The organism is Methylosinus sp. PW1, assembly GCF_000745215.1.
In the GTDB taxonomy this organism is placed as follows: domain Bacteria; phylum Pseudomonadota; class Alphaproteobacteria; order Rhizobiales; family Beijerinckiaceae; genus Methylosinus.
This window is the reverse complement of the sequence record NZ_JQNK01000009.1, coordinates 1,443,071-1,468,667: the sequence shown is the minus strand read 5'-3', so window position 1 is coordinate 1,468,667 and position 25,597 is coordinate 1,443,071. Positions and strand designations below refer to the sequence as shown.

General features: G+C 62.5%; 32 protein-coding genes. 19 read left to right on the top strand and 13 right to left on the bottom strand.

Annotation, left to right across the window (positions count from 1 at the left end):
- Positions 1 to 284: 284 nt before the first annotated feature.
- The 9 genes from K369_RS16690 to groES all read right to left on the bottom strand — a co-directional run bounded on the left by K369_RS16690 (position 285) and on the right by groES (position 7,399).
- Positions 285 to 1,682, bottom strand: coding sequence for an NAD(P)(+) transhydrogenase (Re/Si-specific) subunit beta (locus K369_RS16690; RefSeq protein ID WP_036292570.1), 1,398 nt, complete (start codon positions 1,680 to 1,682; stop codon positions 285 to 287).
- 3 nt (positions 1,683 to 1,685) lie between these two features.
- Entirely contained in the window at positions 1,686 to 2,135 is a 450-nt protein-coding gene (locus K369_RS16685) for an NAD(P) transhydrogenase subunit alpha (protein ID WP_036292569.1), read from the bottom strand.
- 45 nt (positions 2,136 to 2,180) lie between these two features.
- Positions 2,181 to 3,311 carry a Re/Si-specific NAD(P)(+) transhydrogenase subunit alpha gene (locus K369_RS16680; protein ID WP_036292568.1) on the bottom strand — a complete coding sequence of 377 codons (1,131 nt, stop codon included), beginning with the start codon at positions 3,309 to 3,311 and terminating at the stop codon, positions 2,181 to 2,183.
- Positions 3,312 to 3,434: 123 nt separating this feature from the next.
- Positions 3,435 to 3,572, bottom strand: a complete 138-nt coding sequence (locus tag K369_RS16675) for an aa3-type cytochrome c oxidase subunit IV (RefSeq protein WP_036292567.1) — start codon at positions 3,570 to 3,572, stop codon at positions 3,435 to 3,437.
- Positions 3,573 to 3,799: 227 nt separating this feature from the next.
- Positions 3,800 to 4,627: an ADYC domain-containing protein gene (locus K369_RS24850; RefSeq protein ID WP_051949346.1), complete on the bottom strand. Its 828-nt coding sequence runs from the start codon at positions 4,625 to 4,627 to the stop codon at positions 3,800 to 3,802.
- Between the two features lie 67 nt (positions 4,628 to 4,694).
- Entirely contained in the window at positions 4,695 to 4,940 is a 246-nt protein-coding gene (locus tag K369_RS16665; protein ID WP_036292566.1) for a hypothetical protein, read from the bottom strand.
- Positions 4,937 to 5,218 carry a hypothetical protein gene (locus K369_RS16660; RefSeq protein WP_036292565.1) on the bottom strand — a complete coding sequence of 94 codons (282 nt, stop codon included), beginning with the start codon at positions 5,216 to 5,218 and terminating at the stop codon, positions 4,937 to 4,939. Before K369_RS16660 ends, K369_RS16665 begins: the two co-directional genes overlap by 4 nt.
- Positions 5,219 to 5,426: 208 nt before the next feature.
- Positions 5,427 to 7,064 (bottom strand): chaperonin GroEL, encoded by a 1,638-nt coding sequence (gene groL / locus K369_RS16655; RefSeq protein ID WP_036292564.1) that lies wholly within the window; start codon positions 7,062 to 7,064, stop codon positions 5,427 to 5,429.
- A gap of 47 nt (positions 7,065 to 7,111) precedes the next feature.
- Entirely contained in the window at positions 7,112 to 7,399 is a 288-nt protein-coding gene (gene groES / locus K369_RS16650) for a co-chaperone GroES (protein ID WP_036292563.1), read from the bottom strand.
- Between the two features lie 326 nt (positions 7,400 to 7,725).
- Here groES and K369_RS16640 point away from each other — a divergent pair, with 326 nt between their 5' ends.
- Together K369_RS16640 and K369_RS16635 are read left to right on the top strand one after the other, a co-directional pair.
- Positions 7,726 to 8,145 carry a group II truncated hemoglobin gene (locus tag K369_RS16640; protein WP_018267900.1) on the top strand — a complete coding sequence of 140 codons (420 nt, stop codon included), beginning with the start codon at positions 7,726 to 7,728 and terminating at the stop codon, positions 8,143 to 8,145.
- Positions 8,129 to 8,719 (top strand): hypothetical protein, encoded by a 591-nt coding sequence (locus tag K369_RS16635; RefSeq protein ID WP_036292561.1) that lies wholly within the window; start codon positions 8,129 to 8,131, stop codon positions 8,717 to 8,719. The genes K369_RS16640 and K369_RS16635 overlap by 17 nt, the downstream gene beginning before the upstream one ends.
- A gap of 166 nt (positions 8,720 to 8,885) precedes the next feature.
- Here the strand turns inward: K369_RS16635 and K369_RS16630 are convergent, their stop codons facing one another.
- The 3 genes from K369_RS16630 to K369_RS16620 all read right to left on the bottom strand — a co-directional run bounded on the left by K369_RS16630 (position 8,886) and on the right by K369_RS16620 (position 12,056).
- Positions 8,886 to 9,644 (bottom strand): 4Fe4S-binding leucine-rich repeat protein, encoded by a 759-nt coding sequence (locus K369_RS16630; protein ID WP_036292560.1) that lies wholly within the window; start codon positions 9,642 to 9,644, stop codon positions 8,886 to 8,888.
- A 25-nt stretch (positions 9,645 to 9,669) separates the two neighbouring features.
- Positions 9,670 to 11,427, bottom strand: a complete 1,758-nt coding sequence (gene nifA, locus K369_RS16625) for a nif-specific transcriptional activator NifA (protein WP_036292559.1) — start codon at positions 11,425 to 11,427, stop codon at positions 9,670 to 9,672.
- A gap of 149 nt (positions 11,428 to 11,576) precedes the next feature.
- Positions 11,577 to 12,056, bottom strand: a complete 480-nt coding sequence (locus K369_RS16620; RefSeq protein ID WP_036292558.1) for a hypothetical protein — start codon at positions 12,054 to 12,056, stop codon at positions 11,577 to 11,579.
- A gap of 403 nt (positions 12,057 to 12,459) precedes the next feature.
- On the opposite strand from K369_RS16620, the gene nifB reads away from it, so the two are divergent.
- From nifB to K369_RS16550, 14 genes are all read left to right on the top strand, one after another.
- A complete protein-coding gene (nifB, locus tag K369_RS16615) occupies positions 12,460 to 14,019 on the top strand; it encodes a nitrogenase cofactor biosynthesis protein NifB (RefSeq protein WP_036292556.1) in 1,560 nt (519 codons plus the stop codon).
- Positions 14,020 to 14,167: 148 nt separating this feature from the next.
- Positions 14,168 to 14,401 carry a 4Fe-4S dicluster domain-containing protein gene (locus K369_RS16610; protein ID WP_018267906.1) on the top strand — a complete coding sequence of 78 codons (234 nt, stop codon included), beginning with the start codon at positions 14,168 to 14,170 and terminating at the stop codon, positions 14,399 to 14,401.
- Positions 14,398 to 14,751: an iron-sulfur cluster assembly accessory protein gene (locus K369_RS16605; protein WP_018267907.1), complete on the top strand. Its 354-nt coding sequence runs from the start codon at positions 14,398 to 14,400 to the stop codon at positions 14,749 to 14,751. Before K369_RS16610 ends, K369_RS16605 begins: the two co-directional genes overlap by 4 nt.
- Positions 14,752 to 14,768: 17 nt before the next feature.
- Positions 14,769 to 15,311 (top strand): hypothetical protein, encoded by a 543-nt coding sequence (locus tag K369_RS16600; protein ID WP_036292554.1) that lies wholly within the window; start codon positions 14,769 to 14,771, stop codon positions 15,309 to 15,311.
- The gene (locus K369_RS16595) at positions 15,301 to 16,110 is read left to right on the top strand and encodes a 4Fe4S-binding leucine-rich repeat protein (RefSeq protein ID WP_036292552.1); all 810 of its coding nucleotides are present in this window, start codon (positions 15,301 to 15,303) and stop codon (positions 16,108 to 16,110) included. Before K369_RS16600 ends, K369_RS16595 begins: the two co-directional genes overlap by 11 nt.
- The gene (locus tag K369_RS16590) at positions 16,107 to 16,403 is read left to right on the top strand and encodes a nitrogen fixation protein NifZ (protein ID WP_018267910.1); all 297 of its coding nucleotides are present in this window, start codon (positions 16,107 to 16,109) and stop codon (positions 16,401 to 16,403) included. The genes K369_RS16595 and K369_RS16590 overlap by 4 nt, the downstream gene beginning before the upstream one ends.
- Positions 16,400 to 16,624 (top strand): nitrogen fixation protein NifZ, encoded by a 225-nt coding sequence (locus K369_RS16585; RefSeq protein ID WP_018267911.1) that lies wholly within the window; start codon positions 16,400 to 16,402, stop codon positions 16,622 to 16,624. The genes K369_RS16590 and K369_RS16585 overlap by 4 nt, the downstream gene beginning before the upstream one ends.
- Positions 16,625 to 16,699: 75 nt before the next feature.
- Positions 16,700 to 16,912, top strand: a complete 213-nt coding sequence (nifT, locus tag K369_RS16580) for a putative nitrogen fixation protein NifT (RefSeq protein WP_036292550.1) — start codon at positions 16,700 to 16,702, stop codon at positions 16,910 to 16,912.
- Between the two features lie 3 nt (positions 16,913 to 16,915).
- Positions 16,916 to 17,179, top strand: coding sequence for a hypothetical protein (locus tag K369_RS16575; RefSeq protein ID WP_036292548.1), 264 nt, complete (start codon positions 16,916 to 16,918; stop codon positions 17,177 to 17,179).
- 6 nt (positions 17,180 to 17,185) lie between these two features.
- The gene (locus K369_RS16570; protein ID WP_024881139.1) at positions 17,186 to 18,337 is read left to right on the top strand and encodes a DegT/DnrJ/EryC1/StrS aminotransferase family protein; all 1,152 of its coding nucleotides are present in this window, start codon (positions 17,186 to 17,188) and stop codon (positions 18,335 to 18,337) included.
- Positions 18,338 to 18,586: 249 nt separating this feature from the next.
- Positions 18,587 to 18,892 carry a 2Fe-2S iron-sulfur cluster-binding protein gene (locus tag K369_RS16565; RefSeq protein WP_024881138.1) on the top strand — a complete coding sequence of 102 codons (306 nt, stop codon included), beginning with the start codon at positions 18,587 to 18,589 and terminating at the stop codon, positions 18,890 to 18,892.
- A 19-nt stretch (positions 18,893 to 18,911) separates the two neighbouring features.
- Entirely contained in the window at positions 18,912 to 19,127 is a 216-nt protein-coding gene (locus K369_RS16560; protein WP_036292546.1) for a hypothetical protein, read from the top strand.
- A gap of 79 nt (positions 19,128 to 19,206) precedes the next feature.
- Positions 19,207 to 20,067, top strand: coding sequence for an SIR2 family protein (locus tag K369_RS16555; RefSeq protein WP_245278223.1), 861 nt, complete (start codon positions 19,207 to 19,209; stop codon positions 20,065 to 20,067).
- Between the two features lie 45 nt (positions 20,068 to 20,112).
- A complete protein-coding gene (locus K369_RS16550) occupies positions 20,113 to 20,445 on the top strand; it encodes a ferredoxin (protein ID WP_024881135.1) in 333 nt (110 codons plus the stop codon).
- A 142-nt stretch (positions 20,446 to 20,587) separates the two neighbouring features.
- On the opposite strand, the gene K369_RS16545 is transcribed toward K369_RS16550, so the two are convergent.
- Entirely contained in the window at positions 20,588 to 21,013 is a 426-nt protein-coding gene (locus K369_RS16545; RefSeq protein WP_036292542.1) for a response regulator, read from the bottom strand.
- 407 nt (positions 21,014 to 21,420) lie between these two features.
- On the opposite strand from K369_RS16545, the gene nifH reads away from it, so the two are divergent.
- The 3 genes from nifH (at position 21,421) to nifK (ending at position 25,541) form a co-directional block, all read left to right on the top strand.
- The gene (nifH, locus tag K369_RS16540) at positions 21,421 to 22,308 is read left to right on the top strand and encodes a nitrogenase iron protein (RefSeq protein ID WP_036292540.1); all 888 of its coding nucleotides are present in this window, start codon (positions 21,421 to 21,423) and stop codon (positions 22,306 to 22,308) included.
- 82 nt (positions 22,309 to 22,390) lie between these two features.
- Complete coding sequence (nifD, locus tag K369_RS16535) at positions 22,391 to 23,857, top strand: nitrogenase molybdenum-iron protein alpha chain (RefSeq protein WP_024881132.1); 1,467 nt, start codon at positions 22,391 to 22,393, stop codon at positions 23,855 to 23,857.
- A gap of 124 nt (positions 23,858 to 23,981) precedes the next feature.
- The gene (nifK, locus tag K369_RS16530; protein ID WP_036292538.1) at positions 23,982 to 25,541 is read left to right on the top strand and encodes a nitrogenase molybdenum-iron protein subunit beta; all 1,560 of its coding nucleotides are present in this window, start codon (positions 23,982 to 23,984) and stop codon (positions 25,539 to 25,541) included.
- The last annotated feature ends 56 nt before the right edge of the window (positions 25,542 to 25,597 follow it).

The following is a 25,597-nucleotide window of genomic DNA, read 5'->3' as shown; positions in this document are numbered from 1 at the left end:
TATCGGATTCACCCATCCCGAGACGCTGCGGCCGTCATGGCCGGGCTTGTCCCGGCCATCCACGCCAAGCAGCAGAGAAACCGAAGGAAAGCGCTCGCCATCGACGGATTTCATCCCACGGTGGGCGCCGCCAGCGTTTTGGCGTCACGCCAAACTTCCAAGACACCTCGGCGCGTTGGCGTGGATGGCCGGGACAAGCCCGGCCATGACGTCGCGGGGGCGAGGAGGATGTGTGCATAATTCGATAGCGCAAAGCGGGGGAGGCGAGAGGGGCAATCCTTCGATCAATGCGCCAGCGCCTTGACGATCTGCTCGACGGTCTTCTTCGCGTCGCCGAACAGCATCATCGTATTGGGGCGGAAGAACAGCTCATTCTCGACGCCCGCATAGCCGGAGCCCATGCCGCGCTTCAGGAAGAGAACCGTCTTCGCCTTCTCGACATCGAGGATCGGCATGCCATAGATCGGCGATTGCGGATCGGTCTTGGCGGACGGATTGGTCACGTCATTGGCGCCGATGACGAAGGCGACATCCGCCTGGGCGAATTCCGAATTTATGTCCTCGAGCTCGAAGACCTCGTCATAAGGAACATTGGCCTCGGCGAGCAGAACATTCATATGGCCGGGCATGCGGCCGGCCACGGGATGAATGGCGTATTTCACCTCGACGCCTTCCTTCTTCAGAAGGTCCGCCATCTCGCGCAGCGCATGCTGCGCTTGCGCCACCGCCATGCCATAGCCCGGCACGATGATGATCTTGCCGGCGTTCTGCATGATGTAAGCGGCGTCCTCCGCCGAGCCCTGCTTGACCGGGCGCTTCTCCACCGCGCCCGTCGCCACCGCCGTCTCGCCGCCGAAGCCGCCGAGAATGACGGAGACGAAGGAGCGGTTCATCCCCTTGCACATTATGTAGGAGAGGATCGCGCCCGAGGAGCCGACCAGCGCGCCGGTGATGATGAGCGCGAGATTGCCGAGCGTGAAGCCAATGCCCGCCGCCGCCCAGCCCGAATAGGAGTTGAGCATGGACACGACGACCGGCATATCGGCGCCGCCGATGGGAATGATGAGCGTCACGCCGAGCGCGAGCGAGACGAGAATGATGAGAAACAGCCAGAAGCCGCTCTCCGTCGTCGCAAACAGAACGATGAAGCCGAGCAGAGCGAGGCCGAGCAGAATATTGATCGTGTGACGCTCGGGCAGCAGGATCGGCTTGCCGCTCATGCGCTCGTCGAGCTTCAAGAAGGCGATGACCGAGCCGGTGAAGGTGATCGCGCCGATCGCCGCGCCGAGCGACATTTCGAAGAGGCTGCCGCCCTCTATATGGCCGGGCGCGCCTATGCCGAATGCCTGCGGGGCGAAAAAGGCGCTGCCGGCGACGAGCACGGCGGCGAGGCCGACGAGAGAATGGAAGAAGGCCACGAGCTGCGGCATCTTCGTCATCTCGACATGCTTGGCCACATAGGCGCCGACGCCGCCGCCCGCTCCGGCGCCGATCAATATCAGGATCAGCGCGCCGAGCGGCGGCAGGCGCAGCAGCAGAGTCGTGCCGACGGCGACGCCCATGCCGATCATGCCGTAGAGATTGCCTTGCCGCGATGTCGCGGGCGAGGAGAGACCGCGCAGCGCAAGAATGAACAATATGCCGGCGGCGAGATAGAGAAGGACCGCGAGATTGCCGCTCATGGCTCAGCCCTTCTTCTTATACATGGACAGCATTCGCTCGGTGACGAGGAAGCCGCCGAATATGTTGACGCTGACGAGGGCGAGCGCGATGAAGCCGAGCCAGCGTGCGATCGAGGAGCCGCCGGAAGCGTCCGCGCCCGTATCGACGCCGACGGAGAGCAGCGCGCCGACCACGATGACGGAAGAGATGGCGTTGGTGACGGACATCAGCGGCGTGTGCAGCGCCGGCGTCACCGACCAGACGACATAATAGCCGACGAAAACCGCCAGCGCGAAAATCGCGAGGCGGAAGACGACCGGATCGACGCCGCCCGTCAGACCGTGCGAGGAGGCCGCCGCCGCCACTTGCGCCAGCTGGTCGGAATAGGATTGCGCCTGATCGGCGAGCTGCCGCGTCGCTTCGGCTGCGCGGCGAGCCGTTTCGAGCATTTGCTGAGTCGTGTCGGATGCCATGTGCCAACGCCCTTTCTTCGCGCGGCCCTCGCGGGGCCGGCGCGATCAAGCCGCAAATCGCGAATCGATGACGGCGCCGTCGCGGGTGAGGGCCGTCGCCTTCACCAATTCGTCGTTCCAATCGATGGCCAGAGTCTTCGTCTCTTTGGAGATGAGAGTCTCGACGAAGGCGAGCAGGTTTTTTGCGTAGAGGCTGGAGGCCGTCGCCGGCAGGCGGCCGGCGAGATTGACCGCGCCGACGATTTTGACGCCATTGTCGACGATCGTCTCGCCGGGCTTGGTCAGCTCGCAATTGCCGCCGCGCTCCGCGGCGAGATCGATGATGACCGAGCCCGCGCGCATCGATCGCGCCGCCGCCGCCGAAATGAGTCTCGGAGCCGGCCGGCCGGGGATCAGCGCCGTCGTGATCACAATGTCTTGCTTGGCGATATGGGCGGCGACCAGCTCCGCCTGCGCGGCTTGGTATTCCGGCGACATTTCCTTGGCGTAGCCGCCGGAAGTCTCTGCCTGGCGGAATTCGTCATTCTCGACGGCGATGAATTTCGCGCCGAGCGATTCCACCTGCTCCTTGGTCGCGGGCCGCACATCGGTGGCCGAGACGATGCCGCCGAGCCGGCGCGCCGTGGCGATCGCCTGCAGGCCGGCGACGCCGACGCCCATGATGAAGATCTTGGCGGCCGGGACGGTGCCCGCCGCCGTCATCATCATCGGAATGGCGCGGCTATATTCCGCCGCCGCGTCGATGACGGCGCGATAGCCGGCGATATTGGCCTGAGAGGAAAGAACGTCCATGACCTGCGCGCGGGTGATGCGCGGCATGAATTCCATGGCGAAGAGCGTCGCGCCGGTCTGGGCGAGGGCGGCGAGCTCTTTCTCATGTCCGAAAGGGTCGGCGATGGCGACGATTGCGGCGCCGCGCGCTATGCCGGACAGCTCGCCCGGCGCCGGTCGGCGCACGCGCAGCACCACCTCGGCATTGTCGGAGGCGGCGGCTGCGCTCGGCGCTATCGCCGCGCCGGCGGCGGCGTAATCGGCGTCGGAGAAGCCGGATATGGCTCCGGCGCCCGATTGGATCACGACTTCCGCGCCGAGGTTCTTGAACTTCTTTACGGTTTCCGGCGTCGCAGCGACGCGCGTCTCGTTTTTGTCAGTCTCGGCTTGAACAGCAATGCGCATTGACGAAACTCCATTTTGCGGAGAATCGGTTTCGCGTGGCCGGATGGCCGCGCGGTTCGCATTCGGTCAGAAACTGTAGAGGGAACCCATGGAGCGGCGCGTCGGCGACGACGCGCCGGATGTTCAGCGCGCGAGGAAGAAATACAGCAGCGCCAGGGTGACGACGCTGGCCGCCGTTCCCACCTTCAGCAGCGTCAGAAAGCCGTTATAGGTGGCGAGATGCTCCGCAATGTCTGACGAAGTCTCGTGATGATCGGCCATTGCTTCTCCCCCGCGTGCTTTTGCGCTTGCGCTTCACCCGTCGAGGGGCGGAGCGGAGACATGCTAGACGAGCGCGCGCCTTCCTGCAATGTCGCAATCGTCGCGGTCGTGATCTGCGCCGCGGATGGGATGGCGACCGCGCGACCGCGTCGGCGTTGCGGCGGCCCGGCTCGATCAATGGAATTCGCTCCGAACTCCAGCGCCGATCGAGCGCGCCGCGAGGCGACTCAAGGCGGGGAGCGGACGAAGAGGATCGCGCCATTGGCGCGGGCGAATTCTTCCGTGCAGATGTCCCCCGTTCGTCCTTTCAGCCGCGCGCTGCTCGTCGCCAGCGCGTCGAGGCTCGTATTCTCCTTGACGCGGACATGGCGCACGCAGACGGCCCCCTCGGGCGAGAAGCCGGCCTCGAAATCATGCGCCGGATCATTGCCGGGCGATTGGACGCCGAGGAAATCATAAATGTCGATCGGCTGGCCGTTGCGAGTCGTGCCCTTGCCGTCGCCCGAATAATCGGCGCGTACGAGACGTATGCAGGCGTCGTAGAGAGCCTGCGCGGAGGGTCCGCCGGCGCGCGTCTCCCAAGGATGATAGCCGAAGCGCACGCATTTGCCCTGCGCGCCGCCGGTGCAGGTGAGCTCGAAGACGCCCGGCTCGGCCGGCGCGATCGTGCCGTCGCCGCGGGCGCGTCCGGCGATGGGAAAGCCCTGGCGGCGTCCGTCGGGACCCGCCTCGCATAGATTTCTCCATTCGCCGTCGGCGCCTCGGACGGAGAAGCTATGCAGCAGGACCGCGTCGCGCCCGGCGCCCGAATGCGCCGCGGGGAGGGGATCCGGCTCGACCGCATCGATGCGAATCTTCGCTCCTCCCGCGGCGCCGGCGACGGTCAGCGTCGCGCCGACCAGCTGCGCGGAGTCGAGCACGCGTCCGTCCGACAATGTCGCCTTGAAATGCGTGCCGACGACGTCGAGCGACTGCAATTCGGCGGCTCGCGCGCTCGCGCAGAGGGAAAGCGCGGCGCAGACGAGCGACAGCCGGGAGAAGAGCTTGCTGTGCATGGTCCTTTGCTTTCGATCGGCGGTGGAGGCGGTCGGCGTGAACCGGCCGTCCCAGGATCGCGGAAGATTATTTGGCGGTCCAGGCGTCGGCCGGCAGCTCGACCGAGATGAGGCGCCAGCCGTTCGCGCCGGCGGTCTTCCCGCTGGTGTCGGCAATCGCGTTGAGCGAGACTCCATTGGTCGAGATGGTGTTGTAGCCGCAGCTCGTGCACACCGCCGCCATCGCGGAGCCGGTGAAAGCGAAAAGACCGAGCGTGAAAATGGCGCGCTCGAACGTCGTAAGGCCTCTTTCGTCGGTTCGCCGAAAAATCACTTCGCCTGCGGCAGCTCGATCGAGATGACGCTGAGCCCGTTCTCGTGGGACGGCTCCAGGCTCGCTGCGTTGGCTTTCACGCCATTGTCGACGAGCGCGTTCTTCGCGAGGGCGTTCTTCGTGAGGGCGTTGAGATCGCGGCCGTTCTGCGTGAGCGCGTTCTTTGTGAGCGCGTTCTGGGTGAGCGCGTTGGGCTGGAAGCCGTTCAACTGGACGCCAGCGGAAGCCGAGCCGGCGATGGTGACGAGACCGAGGGTCAAAATCATGCGCTTGAACATTGTGAGAACTCTTCAAATGAGCTGCGGCCGAATGCCGCTTTTGCTGGTTCCTGGCGTCGCGCCCTTCGGCGTCCGACCGTTTGAACATTGCCCAATATGAAGATTTTCGGTCCTGCTGCTGTGCCGCCGCGCACATGTCGAGGGGTGCGGGAAGCAAAAAGGCCCCGGATTTCTCCGGGGCCTTCTTCGTTCGATCGCGGAAGCGAGATCAGAAGTCGTAGCCGCCGCCCGGGCCGCCGGGCGGCAGCGCCGGGCCGGCGTCCTTCTTCGGCTGCTCGGTGATCGTCGCCTCGGTGGTGACGATCAGCGCCGCGACGGAGGCCGCGTCCTGCAGAGCGGTGCGGACGACCTTGGTCGGGTCGATGATGCCGAGCTTCACCAGATCGCCATATTCGCCGGACTGAGCGTCATAGCCGAAGCTGTAGTCCGTGGCCTCGAGCAGCTTGCCGACCACGACCGCGCCGTCGCCGCCGGCGTTGTCGACGATCTGACGAGCCGGAGCCTGGATCGCCTTGCGGACGATCTCGACGCCGGTCTTCTGGTCGGAATTGGCGACCTTGACGTCGCCGAGCACGGCGATGGCGCGCAGCAGGGCGACGCCGCCGCCGGGCGAGATGCCTTCCTGCACCGCGGCACGGGTGGCGTTCAGCGCGTCATCGACGCGGTCCTTCTTTTCCTTCACCTCGACCTCGGTCGCACCGCCGACGCGGATCACCGCGACGCCGCCCGCGAGCTTGGCGAGACGCTCCTGCAGCTTCTCACGGTCATAGTCCGAGGTGACCTCCTCGACCTGCGCCTTGATCTGAGCGACGCGGGCCTCGATGTCCTTCTTCTCGCCGGCGCCGTCGATGATCGTCGTGTTCTCCTTGTCGATGCGGATGCGCTTGGCGCGGCCGAGCAAGGGAAGCGTGACGTTCTCGAGCTTGATGCCGAGATCCTCGGAGACCACTTGGCCGCCGGTGAGGATGGCGATGTCCTCGAGCTGCGCCTTGCGACGATCGCCGAAGCCAGGGGCCTTCACGGCCGCGATCTTCAGGCCGCCGCGCAGCTTGTTGACGACGAGCGTGGCCAGAGCCTCGCCCTCGACGTCCTCGGCGATGATGAGCAGCGGCTTGCCGGTCTGCACAACGGCCTCGAGGATCGGCAGCAGCGGCTGCAGCGTCGACAGCTTCTTCTCGTGGATGAGGATGTAGGGATCCTCGAGCTCCGCGACGAGACGCTCGGCGTTGGTGATGAAATAGGGGGAGAGATAGCCGCGGTCGAACTGCAGGCCCTCGACGATGACGGTCTCGGAGTCGAGGCTCTTGGCCTCTTCCACCGTGATCACGCCCTCATTGCCGACCTTCTGCACCGCCTTGGCGATCTCCTGGCCGATGAAGCTGTCGCCATTGGCCGAGATGGTGCCGACCTGGGCGATCTCGTCGTTGGAGGTGACCTTCTTGGAGTTCTTCTTCAGATCAGCGACGACCGCCTCGACCGCGAGGTCGATGCCGCGCTTGAGATCCTGCGGGTTGAGGCCGGCCGCGACGGCCTTGGCGCCTTCCTTGGCGATGGCGGCGGCGAGCACGGTCGCCGTCGTGGTGCCGTCGCCGGCGAGGTCGTTCTGCTTGGAGGCGACCTCACGAACGAGCTGCGCGCCGAGATTCTCGAACTTGTCGGCGAGCTCGATCTCCTTGGCGACGGTGACGCCGTCCTTGGTGATGCGAGGAGCGCCGAAGCTCTTCTCGATGACGACGTTGCGGCCCTTGGGGCCGAGAGTGACCTTCACCGCATTGGCGAGGATTTCGACGCCGCGCAGGATACGGTCGCGCGCGTCGGAGGAAAAACGAATGTCCTTGGCTGCCATTTTCGTTCGGCTCCGTTGAAGAGAATAAGGTGCGAGGGTCTAGCGGCTCAGGCGATCACGCCCAGAATGTCGCTTTCCTTGATGATGAGGAGATCTTCCCCGTCGATCTTGACCTCGGTGCCGGACCATTTGCCGAACAGCACGCGGTCGCCTTCCTTCACGTCGAGGGCGACGAGCTTGCCGCTCTCGTCGCGCGAGCCGGGGCCGACGGCGATGATCTTGCCCTCGGCGGGCTTCTCTTTCGCGGTGTCCGGAATGATGATGCCGCCTTTGGTCTTGTCTTCGCCTTCGAGGCGCTTGACCACGACGCGGTCGTGGAGGGGACGGAACGCCATGTCGTCTTCCTTCGTTGCTGCCCGGCCGGAGCGCGCGGGCGAAAGATTGAATAAAATGCCTATTAGCACTCATGATGGGCGAGTGCCAGCAGGCTGGCGATGACATAGGAAGCAGACCCCGGACCTGTCAAGGGCGCGTTCTACTGAAATTCGGGCGCCGACTGCGCGAATGCATAAAATTGCGCCTTGCCGTGCCTCTTTATTCTCATGAGGCGGCCGAAATCGGGCGGGCCTCTCGCGCTTTCCCGCAGGCGCGTCGCGCCGCCGCGCGCCCTGTGGTAGGTCCATGCTTCGGCATATGAATTGCTAGCTCGCGAGGCATGACAATGGACGCCGTGCAATCGACAAAGACCGCATTCGACGTCATCGGAGGCCAGGAGGCGATCGACCGTCTGGTCGAGACGTTCTACCGCAATATGGACGAGCTGCCGCAGGCGCGGGGCATTCGCGCCATGCATGCGATCGATCTCGGCCCCACCAAGGCGGTTCTGAAGCTCTATCTGGCCGAATGGCTGGGCGGACCGAAGAGCTATTCGGAACAGCGGGGACATCCCCGGCTGCGCATGCGTCACATGGGCTTCGCGATCGGACCCGCCGAGCGCGATGCGTGGATGGCCTGCATGACTGGCGCGCTCGATGAGGTGGTCGATGATGTGAGACTGCGTGACTCCCTGAAGCAGAACTTCGCCAAACTGGCGGATTGGCTACGTAACGATCCGGATAATCAACATGACAAGCATCACTGAAACGGCGTTTGCGACTTTGGAAGAGCAGAAGCGGCTGCTCAGCCCGGTTCACAAGGGACCGACGGAGAAGGCCGGGCGCTTCGGCTTCCGCGGCAAGCTCGCCCTGAAATTCGCCCAACAGTTCGCCGATGAGGCGCGCCCGCCGGAGCTCTGCTCCGATCAGGTCATCGCGGTGGCGGAAGCCGGCAAGCCCACCTTCGACTTTTTCGCGCAGTGGGTCCTCTCCTTCGAGCATCTCGGATACGTCGCCGAAGTGCTGAAGGGGCTGCTCGCCCCGGATGGCAAATATTTCATCTTCGCCAACAATATCGACCTGCTCAGCAAATATCAGGTCGAGATCGACGGCATTAATTTCTACGTGCTGCCGATCGACGAATCGACGGTCTATAACGAGCTGCTCGAGCTGTTCTACATCGAGAAGAACGATCTCAAGAAGCTGTCGATCGGCGGCAAGATCGACGCCGTAGCCAATGCGGGCATAGCCTTCGATCAGACTTTCGAGAAGATCACCTTCGAGAAGGGCCTGGAAGTCATGGGTCCGGTGCGCAACCGCAACGAGAATCGTCCGGTCTGACACGACCTTACGCTCGCACACGACCACGCAATCCAGGGGCCGCACCGGCTCTGGATTGCTTTTTTTATGTCTGGCGACGCGCCGGCGGAGCCGAGAGAAAGCATGCGCGCATTCCGACATGATTGTCAGAATACGTCCTGCCTGGTTCGTTGATCGACAGTGATGATCAATTGCCTTCCAGCCGCGCTTGCGCGCAAGCGCGGACCAGCTCGTCCTCGTCATCGAGGAAAGAGGGCAGCTGTTCCGCTGAGCAGCGTTCCGCGACAGTGAAGCGGATGCGCAAATCCTCGTCCTTGCTCATGGCGGCGAGGCGATCCTCCGGCAGGCGCTCGGCGACGACGAGGCGCACGAGCGGCTCCGGATCCTTAACGAGAAGATGCAGCCGCTCCACCGGAATGCGGCGTGCGACCCAGCGGCGCACCTCTGGGTCCTCGTCATGGGCGGCCATGCTCAGCAAATCCGGCGCGATGCGCCGCACGACATGGATGCGGACCAGATAATCCGGGTCCGAATACATTGCGACGAGCGCGGCGCCTTCGAGCCGATTGGCGGCGACGATGCGCACGCGCGGCTCTGGATCATGCGCGAGATGGGCGATGCGCGACGCCGGCAGGCGCGATGCGACCGTGGCCCGCACCTCCGGCTCGGGATCGTCGAGCAGCGGCGGCAGACGCAGCACCGAGGCGTAGCGCGCCGCACGGGCGCGCACCTCGAAATAGGCGTGATCGAGGTAGGAATCCGCGAGATGCGGATGTCCGCGGAAGAAGAGATCGACACGCTTGGCCCGGCGATCGCGCACACAGGCGGATCCCTTGCGGCAGAGCCCCTCGAGATTGAGCGCCACATGGGAGCATTCCCTGCAGCGGATGGGGCGACCGCGCCAGTCGAGCGGATCGTCGCTTATTCTTTCCGGTTCTGCGGCCATTGGCGAGCCGTCTTCTTTCCAGGAATCAAAACTTCTTTACCGGGATGTCATATTTTTGCAGCGCATAGCCGATTTGTCTAGGGGTCAGCCCGAGCAGCCGGGCTGCTTTGGCTTTGACCCATCCGGCCTGTTCCATCGCCTCGATGAGCTTGTCGCGATCGGAGCGATGATCCGTCTCGATGACGGTACAGTTCTCTGCGCCTGGACACGCCGCCGCGGGTTGCGCCGCGACGACGGGAACGACGGGCTCCTCGACGACCGGCGGACGCGCCACGGGAGGACGCGCCGGCGGTGGAGGCGGCGCCTGCGGCTTGGAGACGATCGGCAGAGGCGTGAAGCTCGGCGCATGCAATCCGCCGATCGTCGACTCCCGCGAGCCATTCCACAGCACGGAGGAGAGGCAACCGTCATTGCGGCACGAGAAGTCCTTGTCCACGATCGAGTCGTTGCGCGCCAACGTCGCCGTCCGATAAACGCAATTCTCGAGCTCGCGAATATTGCCCGGGAAATTGCATTCGCTGAGCACTTCCATCGCCGACTCGGAGAAGCTCAGATGGACATTCTGCTCATTGTTGAAGCGCCGCAGGAATTCATTGGCCAGCGGAGCCAGATCGCCTCTGCGGTCGCGTAGCGGCGGTAGGAAGATCGGAACGACGCTGATGCGGTAATAGAGATCGGCGCGGAACTCGCCCTTCTGCACCGCTTCCTCGAGATTACGATTGGTGGCGCAGACGAAGCGCACATCCACCTTCATCGTGCGGGCGCCGCCGACGCGCTCGAACTCGCCCTCCTGCAGCACGCGCAGCAGCTTGGCCTGAAAAGCGGGCGTGATGTCGCCGATCTCGTCCAGGAACAGCGTGCCGCCGTCCGCGAGCTCGAAACGGCCCTTGCGCAGGGCCGCCGCGCCGGTGAAGGCGCCGCGCTCATGGCCGAACAGCTCGGATTCCAGCACGCTTTCCGGCAGGGCCGCGCAATTCAGCTTGACGAAAGGCTTGCTCTGCCGCGGCGAGAGATTGTGGATCGCGGCCGCGAACAGCTCCTTGCCAGTGCCCGACTCGCCGCGCAGCAGCACGGTCGATTTCGCCTTGGCGACGATGCGGATCTTGTCGACGACGGCGCGCACCGCCGGACTCTCGCCGACGATCCCTTTGATGCCGTCCAGCCGCGCCTCTATATGCGCCGCCGGCCGATCGCCCTTCTCCAGCCGGGCCTTCTCCTGCATCAGCCGATCGCGGTCGCGCGCGATCAGCTTGTGGAGCCGCAAGGTCTGGCCGACCAGATTGGCGATCATTGTCAGGAATCGCACGTCGTGATCGAAGCGAACCGAGGACCGATCGCTATAGACGCGATCGACCGTCAATGTGCCGACCACCGCATCCGCCTCTTTGATCGGCACGCCGATCAGCGAGAAAGGCTGTCCGTCGGTCGGACCCCATTCGGAGAGATCCGTGCCTTCGAACAGAGGCGAGGCGGCGACATTCTCGACCACCAGCGGCATTTTGGTCGCGACGATCTGGCCGACCGCCCGCTCGGGAAGATGCTCGAAAAACTTCTTGGCGTTCCCTTCGCTCCAGCCCGACCCGACGACCACTTCCGGGTCGCCATGCGCGTCGAGCAGCGCGATGAGGCCGTGGCGCATGTCGAGAAAGCTCGACAGCAGCGCCAGCACGCCCGCCAGCGTCTTCTCGAGCCGGTTGGGCGACGCCAATAATTTCGAAATTTCGTAGATTCCGACGAGAGCAGATTCGCTCGGGTCGAACGCGCGAGCCTGAGCCGTGTTCATGCTGCTTCCAGCTTCGTATCCCATCGACGTGCCTGACGTTCCGCGGGAATTCGATAGTTCACCCTGGAATGCTTAGCAACTAACATGCCGTCGCCGTGACGGTTCTGCGCTCCGCTCGCGGACGCGCGCGCGTCCGGCCTCGGGCCGCCTCACGCAACTCCTTGCGCCAGCTCGTAGATAACCGTCCAGCCGACATGGCCGGGTGGGTCCAGAACCTTCAAAATCCCCAGGTTTTCCATCGCTTCCGCCTTGTTGCCGCGCTTCAGCTGAATGAAGCTCAAAGCCTTTAAAGTGTACAATGCGAAGCGCTCGGCCGAGCCCGGCGCCGTTTCTTTCGGCGGCCAGCTCCGCGGGTCGAGCGACCAGCCCGCCTGCCGGGTCGCCTCGGCGAGGCCTTGATTGGCCACGGTCCAAGCGACCTCCAGATTCCCCATGTAAGTATGAATCTTATAGAGGCAGTAGTAGGCGGGCAGCTCGTGGGGAGACAGCTCCAGCGCCTCCCGAAACAATTCGTCCGCGCGCGCCCGATCGCTTCGATAGGCCAGGACGCCTTTTTGCAAGAGCTCGTTGACGGCGGGCGAAAGCTCGCCGAAGTCGACGAGATCGTTTTCACGGGTGAGGTCGTTCATGACGCGCCCGCAAGCAAGCTGCGCGCCAATGCCGGCCGTGGGCGAGACGGCGCAAGGAAGGGAGACCTCACGTCCACGGCCGCCGAGCCAGAGCGGGAGGGCGCCCGACGGGGGCGATATCCGCTTTATCGTTGGGCTTGCGCGGGTTTTGCGGCGAAGTGTCGCGTTCGCGACAGCTGCTTCTGACGCTTTCCGACATGTGTCGGCATTTGGACAGGTTCCAAACAAACAGCGCTTATCTCATAATTTCAGGTTCTTAGGGCCAGGCATCGGCATGGCATGCTTGTTGCGAACCTCGTGCCCGGACACCGCTTCCGCGACAGCGCCGGCGCAATGGCAGACGGATATGTCGCGACTGCGTTCCGCAAGGGTTTGAAACTCTTCAAATCGTGAGGAACCGAACATGGAATCTCTATCTACTGAAACCGTCGAGGTCGGCGGGGCTGAATCGATCGATGACGTGATGCAGAAGATTGCCGAGCACAAGGGCTGCGGCACCTCCGGCGGCAGCGGCAAGGCGAGCTGCGGCACGGCGGCTGGCGAGAACGATCTTCCGCAGGAAATCTGGGACAAGGTCAAGAACCATCCTTGCTACAGCGAGGAGGCGCATCACCACTACGCCCGCATGCACGTCGCTGTCGCTCCGGCGTGCAACATTCAGTGCAACTACTGCAATCGCAAATATGATTGCGCCAACGAGTCGCGCCCCGGCGTCGTCTCGGAGAAGCTGACGCCCGAGCAGGCCTCCAAGAAGGTCCTGGCCGTCGCGTCGACGATCCCGCAGATGACGGTTCTCGGCATCGCCGGCCCCGGCGATCCGCTCGCCAACCCGGAGAAGACCTTCAAGACCTTCGAGCTGATCGCCGCGACCGCGCCGGACATCAAGCTCTGCCTGTCGACGAATGGTCTGGCTCTGCCGGAGCATGTCGACACGATCGCCAAGTATAACGTCGATCACGTCACCATCACCATCAACATGGTCGATCCTGACGTCGGCGCTCAGATCTATCCCTGGATCTACTGGCAGCATAAGCGCATCTATGGCCGTGAGGCCGCCGAGATCCTGACGCAGCACCAGATGCGTGGTCTCGAGATGCTGACCGAGCGCGGCATTCTGTGCAAGGTCAACTCGGTCATGATCCCGGGCATCAACGACAAGCATCTCGTCGAGGTGAACAAGGCCGTGAAGTCGCGCGGGGCGTTCCTGCACAACATCATGCCGCTCATCTCTTCCCCCGAGCACGGCACCGTGTTCGGCCTCAACGGCCAGCGTGGCCCGACGGCTCAGGAGCTGAAGGCGCTGCAGGACAGCTGTGAAGGCGAGATGAACATGATGCGCCATTGCCGCCAGTGCCGCGCCGACGCGGTCGGGCTGCTGGGCGAGGATCGCAGCGCCGAGTTCACGACCGACAAGATCATGGCCATGGAAGTGACCTATGATCTCGAGAGCCGCAAGGCTTATCAGACGAAGGTCGAGGAAGAGCGCCTGAAGGTCGCCGCCGCCAAGAACGCCGAGCTGGCGACGCTCGCCGGCGAGGACAATGTCGACATCAAGATCCTGATCGCCGTGGCGACCAAGGGCTCTGGCCGTGTCAACGAGCACTTTGGCCACGCCAAGGAGTTCCAGATCTACGAGCTCAGCACCCATGGCGCGAAGTTCGTCGGTCATCGTCGTGTCGACCTGTATTGCCAGGGCGGTTATGGCGAGGAGGACAGCCTCGACACGATCATCCGCGCGATCAACGATTGCACGGCCGTGTTCGTCGCGAAGATCGGCGGTTGCCCGAAGAACGATCTGGTCAAGGCCGGCATCGATCCGGTCGATGAATTCGCCTTCGAGTTCATCGAGCAGTCGGCGATCACCTACTTCAAGCGCTATCTCGACAAGGTGAAGACCGGCGAGATCGAGCACAAGGAGCGTGGTGACGCGACTCTCCGTCAGGGCGCCTTCATCACGGCCTGACACGGAAGCGATCGGCATTCGCCGCTAAAGAAGCGCGAGCCGCCGAGCGGCCCGCGCTTCAGTCAAGACCGCGGATGCGCGGAGAATTAGAGCTCGAGAGAATCGGCGATTCTTCAGCTCAGTGACGGCTCGATGGAGGAGCAAGCAAATGACCTACAAGATCGTTGCTTCGCAATGCACGTCCTGCTCGGCGTGCGAGGCGGAATGCCCCAATGTGGCGATCTCCGAGAAGAACGGAACCTTCGTCATCAATCCCAAGAAGTGCACCGAGTGCATCGGCTATTTCGATGTGCCGCAATGCGTCGCGGTGTGCCCGGTCGACGACACCTGCGTCATCGACAATTCGCTGCCGCGTTATCAGGCTGCCGGGGGCGCGGCATGAACATTCAATTCACTCCCGCTGCGGAGAAGTTCATCCGTCGCCTCGTCATGTTCGACGGCGGTCCGGGCTTTGGCCTGAGCCTCCACGTCTCCCCGGGCGGCTGCTCGGGCATGAGCGCGGAATTCTCGGTTCAGCCGGCTCCGCGCGAAGGCGAGCAGGCGTTCGACTTCCCGAGCTTCAAGCTGTTTCTGCCGGCGCAGAGCCGCCTGCTGCTCGATGGCGTGACGATCGACTTCAAGGAGACGGCCACCTCCACTGGCTTCTCCTTCATCGATCCCAAGGCGAAGGCCTGCGGATGCTCCTCGACGACGCAGACGGTCGTCGAGCTGCCGGAGCTCCCCGTGGCGTGAGTGGATAGGAACGCTTCATGTTGAACGGAGATGGCGCTCTACGCAATGAGGCCTTCGACACGGGAGACGAGATTCTCTCTTCTCCTGTCTTCGGCGCCGGATTGCCGGCGGAAGCCGAGCGTCATCTCCGCGAAGCGGCGCTTTCCTACCACCTCGGCGACGTCGCAGAACAACATCTGTTCGAGGCGCGTCGCGCGGCCCCGACCCATGTGGCGGTGCTGATCGGACTCTACCGATTTTACTTCTACAAGAACCGTCTCGAGGACACGCTCGAGATCGCCAAGACGTGCCTGACAAGGGCGGCGATCGATAATTCGCTGCCGCTCGACTGGCGCGATGTGCGAAAAGGCGACGCCGACTTCGCCAACTACGAGGCGGTGCTGCCGCGCTTCTTCATGTTCGTGCTCAAAGGCTATGCGTATCTGCAGATGCGCATGGGCGAGCATGAAGAGGGACGAGAGGCCGCGCAAAAGCTCCTCGAGCTCGACCCGACCGACAAGGTCGGCGCCACTTTGCTGCTCACCGTGCTCGCGCAACGGGAGGCCGAGGATGTCGACTGACGAGATCGACGAGGCCATCGACTGGCAAGGCGCACCCGTCGATTGCGGCCAATGTCCTCACGGCGAGCTTCTGGCCGAGGGCCGCTGCAAGCCGCTGCGCGCCTGCGTGTTCGACCGCTATGCGCGTCGGATCGATCGCTTCTTCGATTGGAATCCGAAGCTGGCGCGAATTTATCTCGCGCATCCCTATTTCGAGGTGCGCGCCTGGGCCGCCAAAGCCGCCGAGATATTCCTCCTGCCGGCGCTTTTGGACGATCCCGAAGAGACGGTCCGCTGGAGCGCTGCGCGGCGCCTTCCCGATCGCTATCTTCTCAAGCTTCGCAATGATCCGCATCGCGAGGTGAGGATCAGGGTCGCGCATCGGCTCGACCCCGTCGATCTTTTACCGATGATCGAGGATCGCGACTATTATGTCCGTCAGGTCGTCGCCCGTCGAATTTCGCCCGATTTGCTCGTGCTGATGATCGACGACGATGAGATCGAGGTTCGGCGCGTCGTCGCGCAGCGCATCGCGCCGCAGGCGCTGAAACGCATGACGACGGACCCGGACGCCACCGTCCGCTTCGAGGCGGCGCAGCGGCTCGACGCCGCGCAGCTTCCCGCGCTGATCGGCGACCCGGATTGGCGCGTGCGCTACGAGGTGGCGCAGCGCGCGGCCCTGACAGACATACGACTGCTTCTCTCCGACGAGGACCCGATCGTGCGCGAGACCGCTGAAGCGCGGCTCGGAGAGACGCCCGATCCGTCCGGCCGGAAAGTCTCGGAGCGCAACCACAGCCAAATCGAGGAACGGATATGAGCAATATCAACCGTGACGACGGCGCCGTCGAGCTGAACGATCCGCCCGCCTTCAACTATGGTGAGAAAGTCAAGTCGAAGAAGGTGGTGCGAAACGACGGAACCTTCCCGGGCAAGGACGTCGGCGAAATTCTCGTCAAAAAAGGCGAGATCGGCTACGTCTCGAGCATCGGCACGTTTTTGCAGCAATTCTACATCTATGGCGTCGAGTTCGTGGAGACTGGCTACAAGGTCGGGATGCGCAAGAAGGAGCTCGAGCCAGTCGAGGTCGTGACCCAAGAGGCGGCTCAATGATCAAATATGATTGGGGCATGCGGGTGCGCGCCACCGTTGATCTCTTCAACGACGGCTCTCATCCGGGGCATGAGCCGGACGCCCTGCTCGTGAAGGCCGGCGATCCTGGCGAGATCGTGCAGATCGGCCAGCATGTCGAGAGCGATACGCCCGTCTATATCGTGGAGTTCGGCGAGAAGACGGTGATCGGCTGCTTCGAGGAGGAGATCGAGCCGGTTTGACGCGCTGATTTTTCGCACGACTCGCGGTATGAACATTGCTAAACGACAAGGGTCAACCTAACAGCGAGGCGCAGTGTGAAAGTCATGATCCGCAGAGGCTCCGACGGCATTCTTTCGGCCTATGTGCCGAAGAAGGATCTCGAAGAGCCGATCGTCGAACAGGGTAGCCCTCAATTGTGGGGCGGCACAGTGACCCTCGCCAATGGTTGGGTGCTTCAGCTGCCCGAGATGGCGGCGGAGACGTCGCTTCCGATCACGGTCGAAGCCAAGAAAATAAGTGGAGACTGACAAATGCCGATCGCGACCGAGCAACTCGAGACGATCGACGCTACGCTCGCGACGGCGGCCGCCGATCAGGCGGCCGTTTCCGCTCTGAGACAAGTGGCGCCCGGCCTCACGGCGATGAGATGCGACAAGGCGGATATTCAGGACGAGACGCCGTTCCGCAGCTATGAGAATTGCGACCTGTTTCTGATCGACGCCCGCGATCATTGCGTCAAGATCACTGCGGATCCGACCGTCGCCACAGGATTGGTGGTTGCCCCGAAAAGGTGAGCGAGCATGCAGACGTCCCTTCTGCCGATGAATGATCCGGACCTCGCCCAGAGTGATCTGGATGCGGTCGTCGAGACGATCACTTCCCCGCGACTGTCCGCGGGACCGAAAGTCGAAGAATTCGAGGCGGAGTTCGCCGCATATCTCGGCCGCAAGCATGCGATCGCCGTGTCCAGCGGGACGATCGGCCTTTTGCTGACCTTGCGCGCCTATGGCATTGGCCCGGGCGACGAGGTTGTCGCGTCCGCCCATTCTTTCCGTGAGACGACGCATGCGATCGCGCTCTCCGGCGCGCGGCCGGTGTTCGCGGACATCGACTATTGGGCCGGCACTTTGGCGCCGGAAAAGGCGGAAGCGGTCATTACCGACAAGACCAAAGCGATCGTCGCCGGCAATTCCAACGGACATCCGGCGCCTTGGGAGCCGTTTCGCCAGCTCGCCGAAGCGAAGAAGCTGATCCTCATCGAAGATTCGACCGAGGCCATCGGCTCGATATACAAGGGCAAGCTGGTCGGCTCCTTCGGCGATTGCTCGGTGTTCGACTTTTCTCAGCCCGGCGTCATCGCCTGCGGCGAGGGAGGCATGATCGTCACGGACGACGATGACCGCGCTTCGGCGATCCGTAATCTTCGCAGCCGGCGGATCGCGGAGCGGTCCTCGGTGGTGCTCGGCGCCTATCCCCCGATGCAGGCGGCGATGAGCGACATCACCGCGGCGCTCGGTCTGGCGCAGTTTCGACGGCTGGAACTGCTGCTCGCGCGCCGCACCAGGGTCGAGCGCTGGTTCTACCAATATGTGAAGTCCTTCGAGGGGATCAAAGATCCCTATATCGCGCCCGACGTCGAGGAGGTTCACTGGTTCCTCTATGTCGTGCATCTCGGCACGCGCTTCTCGCGTTCCAGCCGTGATCAGATCATCGAAGATCTGCAGACCGAGAAGATCGACGCCGCGGCCTATTCGCATCCGCTGCATTTGCAGCGCTACTATTTCGATCTCGGCTATCGGCGCGGCAATTTCTTCGTGACCGAGAAAGTCGCGGATCGCGCGGTCGCGCTGCCGTTCCATGCTCATCTGACTGAAAGCCAGATCGCTTTCATTGTCGGCACGATGAAGGACGCCTCGATCAATATCGGCGCGGGCGCCGCTATTTATCTGTGAGAGATGCGCCGGCCTCGCGCCGGCGCGTCCATTGCCGGCACGTCATTGTCCAGAAACGGACGTGACCCGAGGCGCGAGTGGCCGAGAGTGGCCGAACCGCGCGAACGAAAACCCCCATCATGCCCAAAAACGCTGCGCCTATTTGCCCGCGATGCGCCCTGTCGCGCGCGCAGCTGCACGAAATTTAGAGTGGTTCGAAACTTGCTGGAAAGAAGGCGTGAGGACCTTTGGCAAGGAGGAGTGAACGACATGCCGGTACTGACCATTCTGCCGTCGGGCAAAACCATCGAAGTTGAGCCGGGCAGCAGACTCCTGGACGCGATTCTCAAAGCGGAGGAGAAGATCCAAAGCAAATGCGGTGGCGAGGCCAAATGCGGCACCTGCCATCTTTTCGTCCAGGAAGGAAAGAAGAGCTTGTCGAAGACAACGCGCGCCGAGAACGAGCAGCTGGACACGATCGTCGGCGTGGGCTCGAAATCGCGTCTCGCTTGCCAAGCCAATTTCGGAACCGAGAACGTCACGGTCGAGCTGCTCGGCTTCGACTCGGGTCGCTGACAACCGGAGGGGAATCAAGATGAGCGACGCATCTGTCATCATTCATGTCCGCTTTTTCAATGACGGCACCGTGCAAGAGATCGGTGAGCGTCCGGCGAGCCTTTCCAGTCAGGAGTGGTTCACCAAGCTGACGAACGCATACGCCATGGACTACATGGCGCTGTCGGGCGGTCGCGGCGCCTTCAAGCTGACGCCGGAAAAACTGGACGTCGCCAAGAGCGCCACGCTTCAGTGACTGTACAGGCAATCCGGGTTCGACGAGAGGAGAAACACAAGTGCTGAGCGCAATCAAAACGGGGTTTGAGCGAGGCCTCGTGATACCCTATCTCGGACCCGGCGTGCTGACGCTGGCGACAGGCGGGAACCCGGTTCCCGCCTCTCCCGAAGAGCTGGTCGTGCAGCTGACCAAAGCTGCGACCGTTCCGCACAAAATCCGCAACAATCTCACCGCTGCGGCTCAATACATAGAGAACTTCAAGCATCGCAAAACAATCTCGGCGGCGATGAAAAAGGCTTTCGAGGTGTCGCCGGATCCGAGCGTGCTGCACAATTGGATCGCCGAGCAGCCGAGCCTGCCGCTGGTGGTCAATGCCTGGTACGACGATCTGCCGCAGAAGTCCCTCGCGGGGCGCAAGAGCTGGGGCATTGTCCAAGGCGTGTCGCAAGCCGAACATTTCGGCTATTGGGTGAATTATTTCCGACCCGACTCGTCGCTCGTGCCCAATAAGGAATTCATCCGCGATGGATCCGGCGCCAAGGCCCCCGCCGAGGCTCCCGAAGAGACTCTTTCGTGGGAGACACTGCTCTACCAGCCGATCGGCTCGGTCACGCCGGCCGCGAATTTCGTCATCTCAGACTCCGACTATGTCGAGGTGCTGACAGAAATCGACATTCAGACTCCGATTCCTGAATCGGTTCAGTCGATCCGTAAGGGCCGCAATTTCCTCTTCCTCGGATGCCGCTTCACGACGCAGCTCGAGCGCAATTTTGCTCGGCAGATCATGAAGCGGTCGTCCGATCAGCATTGGGCCGTGATCGAAGGCCCTCTGACTAAAAATGAAGCGAAGTTCCTCGCCGAGCAGAACATCACGCGTATCGAGACGCCGCTCGCCGAATTCGTGGCGAGCCTCACCGGGCAGCCGGTCGTCGCCTCGACCGCCGACGAAGCGGCTTGATCGGCGCCGGCGTCGTCGGAAATCAGTCAAATCCAGGATAAGAAAATGCTCGAAGAACTTCCGGTCGTGTTCAAATACCATGTGTTCACATGCTTTCAGCAACGTCCGCCGGGACATCCGCGTGGGAGCTGCACCACTTCCGGCGCGAAGCCTTTGTGGGATCGGCTGCAGGCCAAGCTCGGGGCTCAGCCTTTGCCGGATGTCTCGATGACGGCGACGGGGTGCCTCGGCTTCTGCCGCGCCGGCCCGCTGATGGTCGTCTATCCGCAAGGCGTCTGGTATGCGCCGCGGACGGAGGCGGATATCGATGAAATCGTTCAATCGCATTTCATCGACGGAAATCCTGTCGAGCGCTTGATTATCGTGCCACAGCTCTGACAACGACGCCGAGACAATGCGCAAACGCCCGCGGTCGCCGCGGGCGTTTGCGTTTGTAACATGCGCGGAATGGACGCCGAAAGCAAAAAGGCCGGAGCCAGCGCTCCGGCCTGAATGGCCTCGTGAATGCGTTCGCTCGATGTCAGAGAACCGTCAACGGAATGGCGACTCCTTGCCGACGGCCGAGAAGAACGTCCACTTTCTGCCGCACGAACTCGACCGTCAGAGGCTTGACGATATAGCCGTGAGCGCCCGCCGCCTGGCTCTCTTTACCGAAGCCGCTCTGCAGCGAGTCTACGATCACCAGCACCTTCACGCCGGATATGCGTTGCGGAATTTCCTTCAAAATAGGAAGGCCTGCCGCCTTCACGACATTTTCCGATAAAATCAAAAGATCGGGCTTTGCCGAGGCGGCCTTGTCGAAGGCGGCGTCGAGGCTTCCGATCTCATGAGTCTCATATTCGTCGTGCAGCATGAACTGAAGCGCCGCCCGAATGATCTCGTCGTCGTCGACGACGAAAATGCGCTTGTTTTCGACCGCCCTGGACGTTTCGACGCCGATTTGCATCTCGTCTGCTCCGTAGTTTGACTGCCCGCTTTCTAAGCAATCGACATGCCGTCCCGATTCCGACAATGACGTCGATGCGCGTCTGAATCTTACAATAGTTCCGAACCAGCCTGTCGCTAAATACGCTTCGTCCGATTCCGCGCATGACTGTCGGCTTTGACACACCCCCATTCGGGGGCGCGGTTGTCCTCTTTAAGCAATTGAATTCACGCAATATAACGCCGTCCGGAAAGTCTGGCACGCCGCTTGCGAGACAGGGTCCGCAAGGCGAGTGGCTGCGGATTGGGCGGCCCCGATCACCAAGGGGGCGATCAAGCAACCGGCGCCGGGCTCGGTCGGTAAAGACGACTTCGGCCTGCGCACCGTGCGCGCCGATCGCAATGAAACGGTATCTTAAGGAGACAGAAATGTCAGAACTTCGACAGATCGCGTTCTACGGCAAGGGCGGTATTGGCAAGTCCACCACCTCCCAGAACACTCTCGCGGCTCTCGCCCAGCAGGGCAAGAAAATCCTGATCGTCGGCTGCGATCCCAAGGCCGACTCGACCCGTCTGATCCTTCACGCCAAGGCTCAGGACACCATCCTCTCCCTGGCCGCCGAGGCCGGTTCGGTCGAGGATCTCGAGCTCGAAGACGTCATGAAGGTCGGCTTCGAGGACATCCGTTGCGTCGAGTCCGGTGGTCCGGAGCCGGGAGTTGGCTGCGCTGGCCGTGGCGTTATCACCTCGATCAACTTCCTCGAGGAGCAGGGCGCTTACGACGGCGTCGACTACGTTTCTTATGACGTGCTCGGCGACGTGGTCTGCGGCGGCTTCGCGATGCCGATCCGTGAGAACAAGGCTCAGGAGATCTACATCGTCATGTCCGGCGAGATGATGGCCATGTATGCTGGCAACAACATCTCCAAGGGCATTCTGAAGTATGCCAACTCCGGCGGCGTGCGCCTGGGCGGGCTGGTCTGCAACGAGCGCCAGACCGACAAGGAGTACGAGCTGGCCGAGTCCCTGGCCAAGAAGCTCGGCACCCAGCTGATCTACTTCGTGCCGCGCGACAATATCGTTCAGCACGCCGAGCTGCGCCGCATGACGGTCATCGAGTATGCGCCCGATTCCGTGCAGGCCGGTCACTATCGTTCGCTGGCCGAGAAGGTCCATGCCAACAAGGGCAATGGCATCATCCCGACCCCGATCACCATGGACGAGCTCGAAGACCTGCTCATGGAGCATGGCGTCATGAAGGCCGTCGACGAGTCGCAGGTCGGCAAGAGCGCCGCTGAGCTCGCCGCGATCGCGTAATCCGTTTGAAAGCTAGCGGCCCGGCCTCGCACGGGGCCGGGCCGATCTTTCAGACAAAGGCTAATCAGAAAGGGATGGCGTCATGAGCCTGGCTCAACCCGAATCCATCGAAGACCTCAAGGCGCGCAATAAGGCGCTGATCAAAGAGGTTCTCGAAGTTTATCCTGAGAAGACCGCCAAGCGCCGCGCGAAACACCTCGGCACGTTCGAGGATGGCAAGCCGGACTGCGGCGTTAAGTCCAACATCAAGTCGATCCCCGGCGTGATGACGATCCGTGGCTGCGCTTACGCCGGTTCGAAGGGCGTCGTGTGGGGCCCGATCAAGGACATGATCCACATCAGCCACGGCCCGGTCGGCTGTGGTCAGTATTCCTGGGCGTCTCGTCGTAACTACTACATCGGCGTGACGGGCATCGACACCTTCGGCACGATGCAGTTCACCTCGGACTTCCAGGAGAAGGACATCGTGTTCGGCGGCGACAAGAAGCTCGCCAAGCTGATCGACGAAATCCAGGAGCTGTTCCCCCTCAACAAGGGCATCTCCGTCCAGTCCGAGTGCCCGATCGGCCTGATCGGCGACGACATCGAGGCCGTCTCCAAGGCAAAAACCAAGGAGTACAACGGCCATACGATCGTCCCGGTTCGCTGCGAAGGCTTCCGCGGCGTGTCGCAGTCGCTCGGCCACCATCTGGCCAACGATGCGATCCGCGACTGGGTGTTCGACAAAATGGAGGGCAAGCCCGCTCTCTTCGAATCGACGCCTTACGACGTTGCGATCATCGGCGACTACAACATCGGCGGCGACGCCTGGTCTTCGCGCATTCTGCTCGAGGAGATGGGCCTCCGCGTCGTTGCGCAGTGGTCGGGTGACGGCACCATCGCCGAGCTCGAGGCGACGCCTCGCGCGAAGCTCAACGTGCTGCACTGCTATCGCTCGATGAACTACATCTCCCGTCACATGGAAGAAAAGTACGGGGTTCCGTGGGTCGAGTACAACTTCTTTGGTCCGTCGAAGATCGAAGAGTCGCTGCGCAAGATCGCCAGCCACTTCGACGACAAGATCAAGGAAGGCGCCGAGCGCGTCATCGCCAAATATCGTCCGCTGATGGACGCTGTGATCGCCAAGTACCGTCCGCGCCTCGAAGGCAAGAAGGTCATGCTGTTCGTCGGCGGTCTCCGCCCGCGTCACGTGATCGGCGCCTACGAGGATCTCGGCATGGAGATCGTCGGCACCGGCTATGAGTTCGGCCACAACGACGACTATCAGCGCACGACTCACTATGTGAAGGACGGCACGCTGATCTATGACGACGTGACCGGCTACGAGTTCGAGAAGTTCGTCGAGAAGATCCAGCCCGACCTGGTCGGCTCCGGCATCAAGGAAAAGTACGTCTTCCAGAAGATGGGCGTTCCTTTCCGCCAGATGCACAGCTGGGACTACTCCGGCCCGTATCACGGCTATGACGGCTTCGCGATCTTCGCTCGCGACATGGACATGGCGATCAACTCGCCGGTCTGGAAATTCGCCAAGGCGCCGTGGGCGGCTTGATCGACTGAGTTGCAAACGCTCTCTTCGCGAACGGGGTTTTCCCCGTTCGCGTTCGAGAGACCGAGGCCGGGTCGCCGCCTCGGTCCGAGAGGGCGGGCGCTCGCGGACAACGAGGGGAATCGACATGCCACAGAATGCAGATAACGTCCTCGACCATTTCAACCTATTCCGCCAGCCGGAATATCTCGAGATGTTCGAGAAGAAGAAGAAAGAGTTCGAGAATCATCACCCCGACGCCGAAGTCGAGCGCGTCCGCGAGTGGGCCAAGACGAAAGAGTATCAGGAAAAGAACTTCGCTCGCGAAGCTCTGACCGTCAATCCGGCGAAGGCCTGCCAGCCGCTCGGCGCGGTGTTCGCCTCGCTCGGTTTCGAGCAGACGATTCCGTTCGTCCATGGCTCGCAGGGCTGCGTGGCCTATTATCGTTCGCACTTCTCGCGTCACTTCAAGGAGCCGACCTCTTGCGTCTCCTCCTCGATGACGGAAGACGCGGCGGTGTTCGGCGGCCTCAACAACATGATCGACGGCCTCGCCAACACCTATAATATGTATAAGCCGAAGATGATCTCCGTCTCCACCACCTGCATGGCGGAAGTCATCGGCGACGACCTCAACGCCTTCATCAAGACGTCGAAGGAAAAGGGCTCGGTCCCGGCCGATTACGACGTTCCGTTCGCTCACACTCCGGCCTTCGTCGGCAGCCATGTCACCGGCTACGACAATGTGATGAAGGGCATTGTCGAGCATTTCTGGAACGGCAAGGCGGGCACGGCTCCCAAGCTCGAGCGCGTTCCGAACAATTCGATCAACTTCATCGGCGGCTTCGACGGCTATGTGGTCGGCAACATTCGTGAAGTGAAGCGCATATTCGACTCCATGGGCGTCGAATACACGATCTTCGGCGATCCGAGCGATGTGTGGGATACGCCCACCGATGGCGAGTTCCGCATGTATGACGGCGGGACGAAGCTCGAGGACGCGGCCAATGCGATCAACGCGAAGGCTACCTTCTCGATGCAGCATTTCTCCACCGAGAAGACGCTGCCGCTGATCGCCGCGAGCGGCCAGGAGACCTATTCTTTCCATCATCCGATCGGCGTTCGCGCGACCGACGAGTTCCTGATGAAGGTCTCGGAAGTCACCGGCAAGCCGATCTCCAAGGAGCTGACGCGCGAGCGCGGCCGCCTCGTCGATGCGATCGCCGACTCGTCCGCGCATCTGCACGGCAAGCGTTTCGCGATCTACGGCGATCCGGATCTCTGCTACGGCCTCGCCGCCTTCCTGATGGAGCTGGGCGCCGAGCCGATCACCGTGCTCGCCAGCAACGGCGGCAAGCTGTGGGAAGAGAAGATGAACGCTCTCTTCGCCAGCTCGCCCTTCGGCAAGAACTGCACGGCCTATCCTGGAAAGGATCTCTGGCACATGCGTTCGCTGCTGTTCACGGAGCCGGTCGACTTCCTGATCGGCAACACCTACGGCAAGTATCTCGAGCGCGACACCGGCACGCCGCTGATCCGCATCGGCTTCCCGGTCTTTGATCGCCACCACTATCACCGCTATCCGGTGTGGGGTTATCAGGGCGGCCTGAACGTCCTGGTGTGGCTGCTCGACAAGGTCTTCGACGAGATCGATCGCAACACCAACGTCGTCGCGAAGTCGGACTACAGCTTCGACATTATTCGCTGACATTCACGAGCTTCCGCCGGGTCGCAATCGACCCGGCGGAACAACAAGAGCCTGAT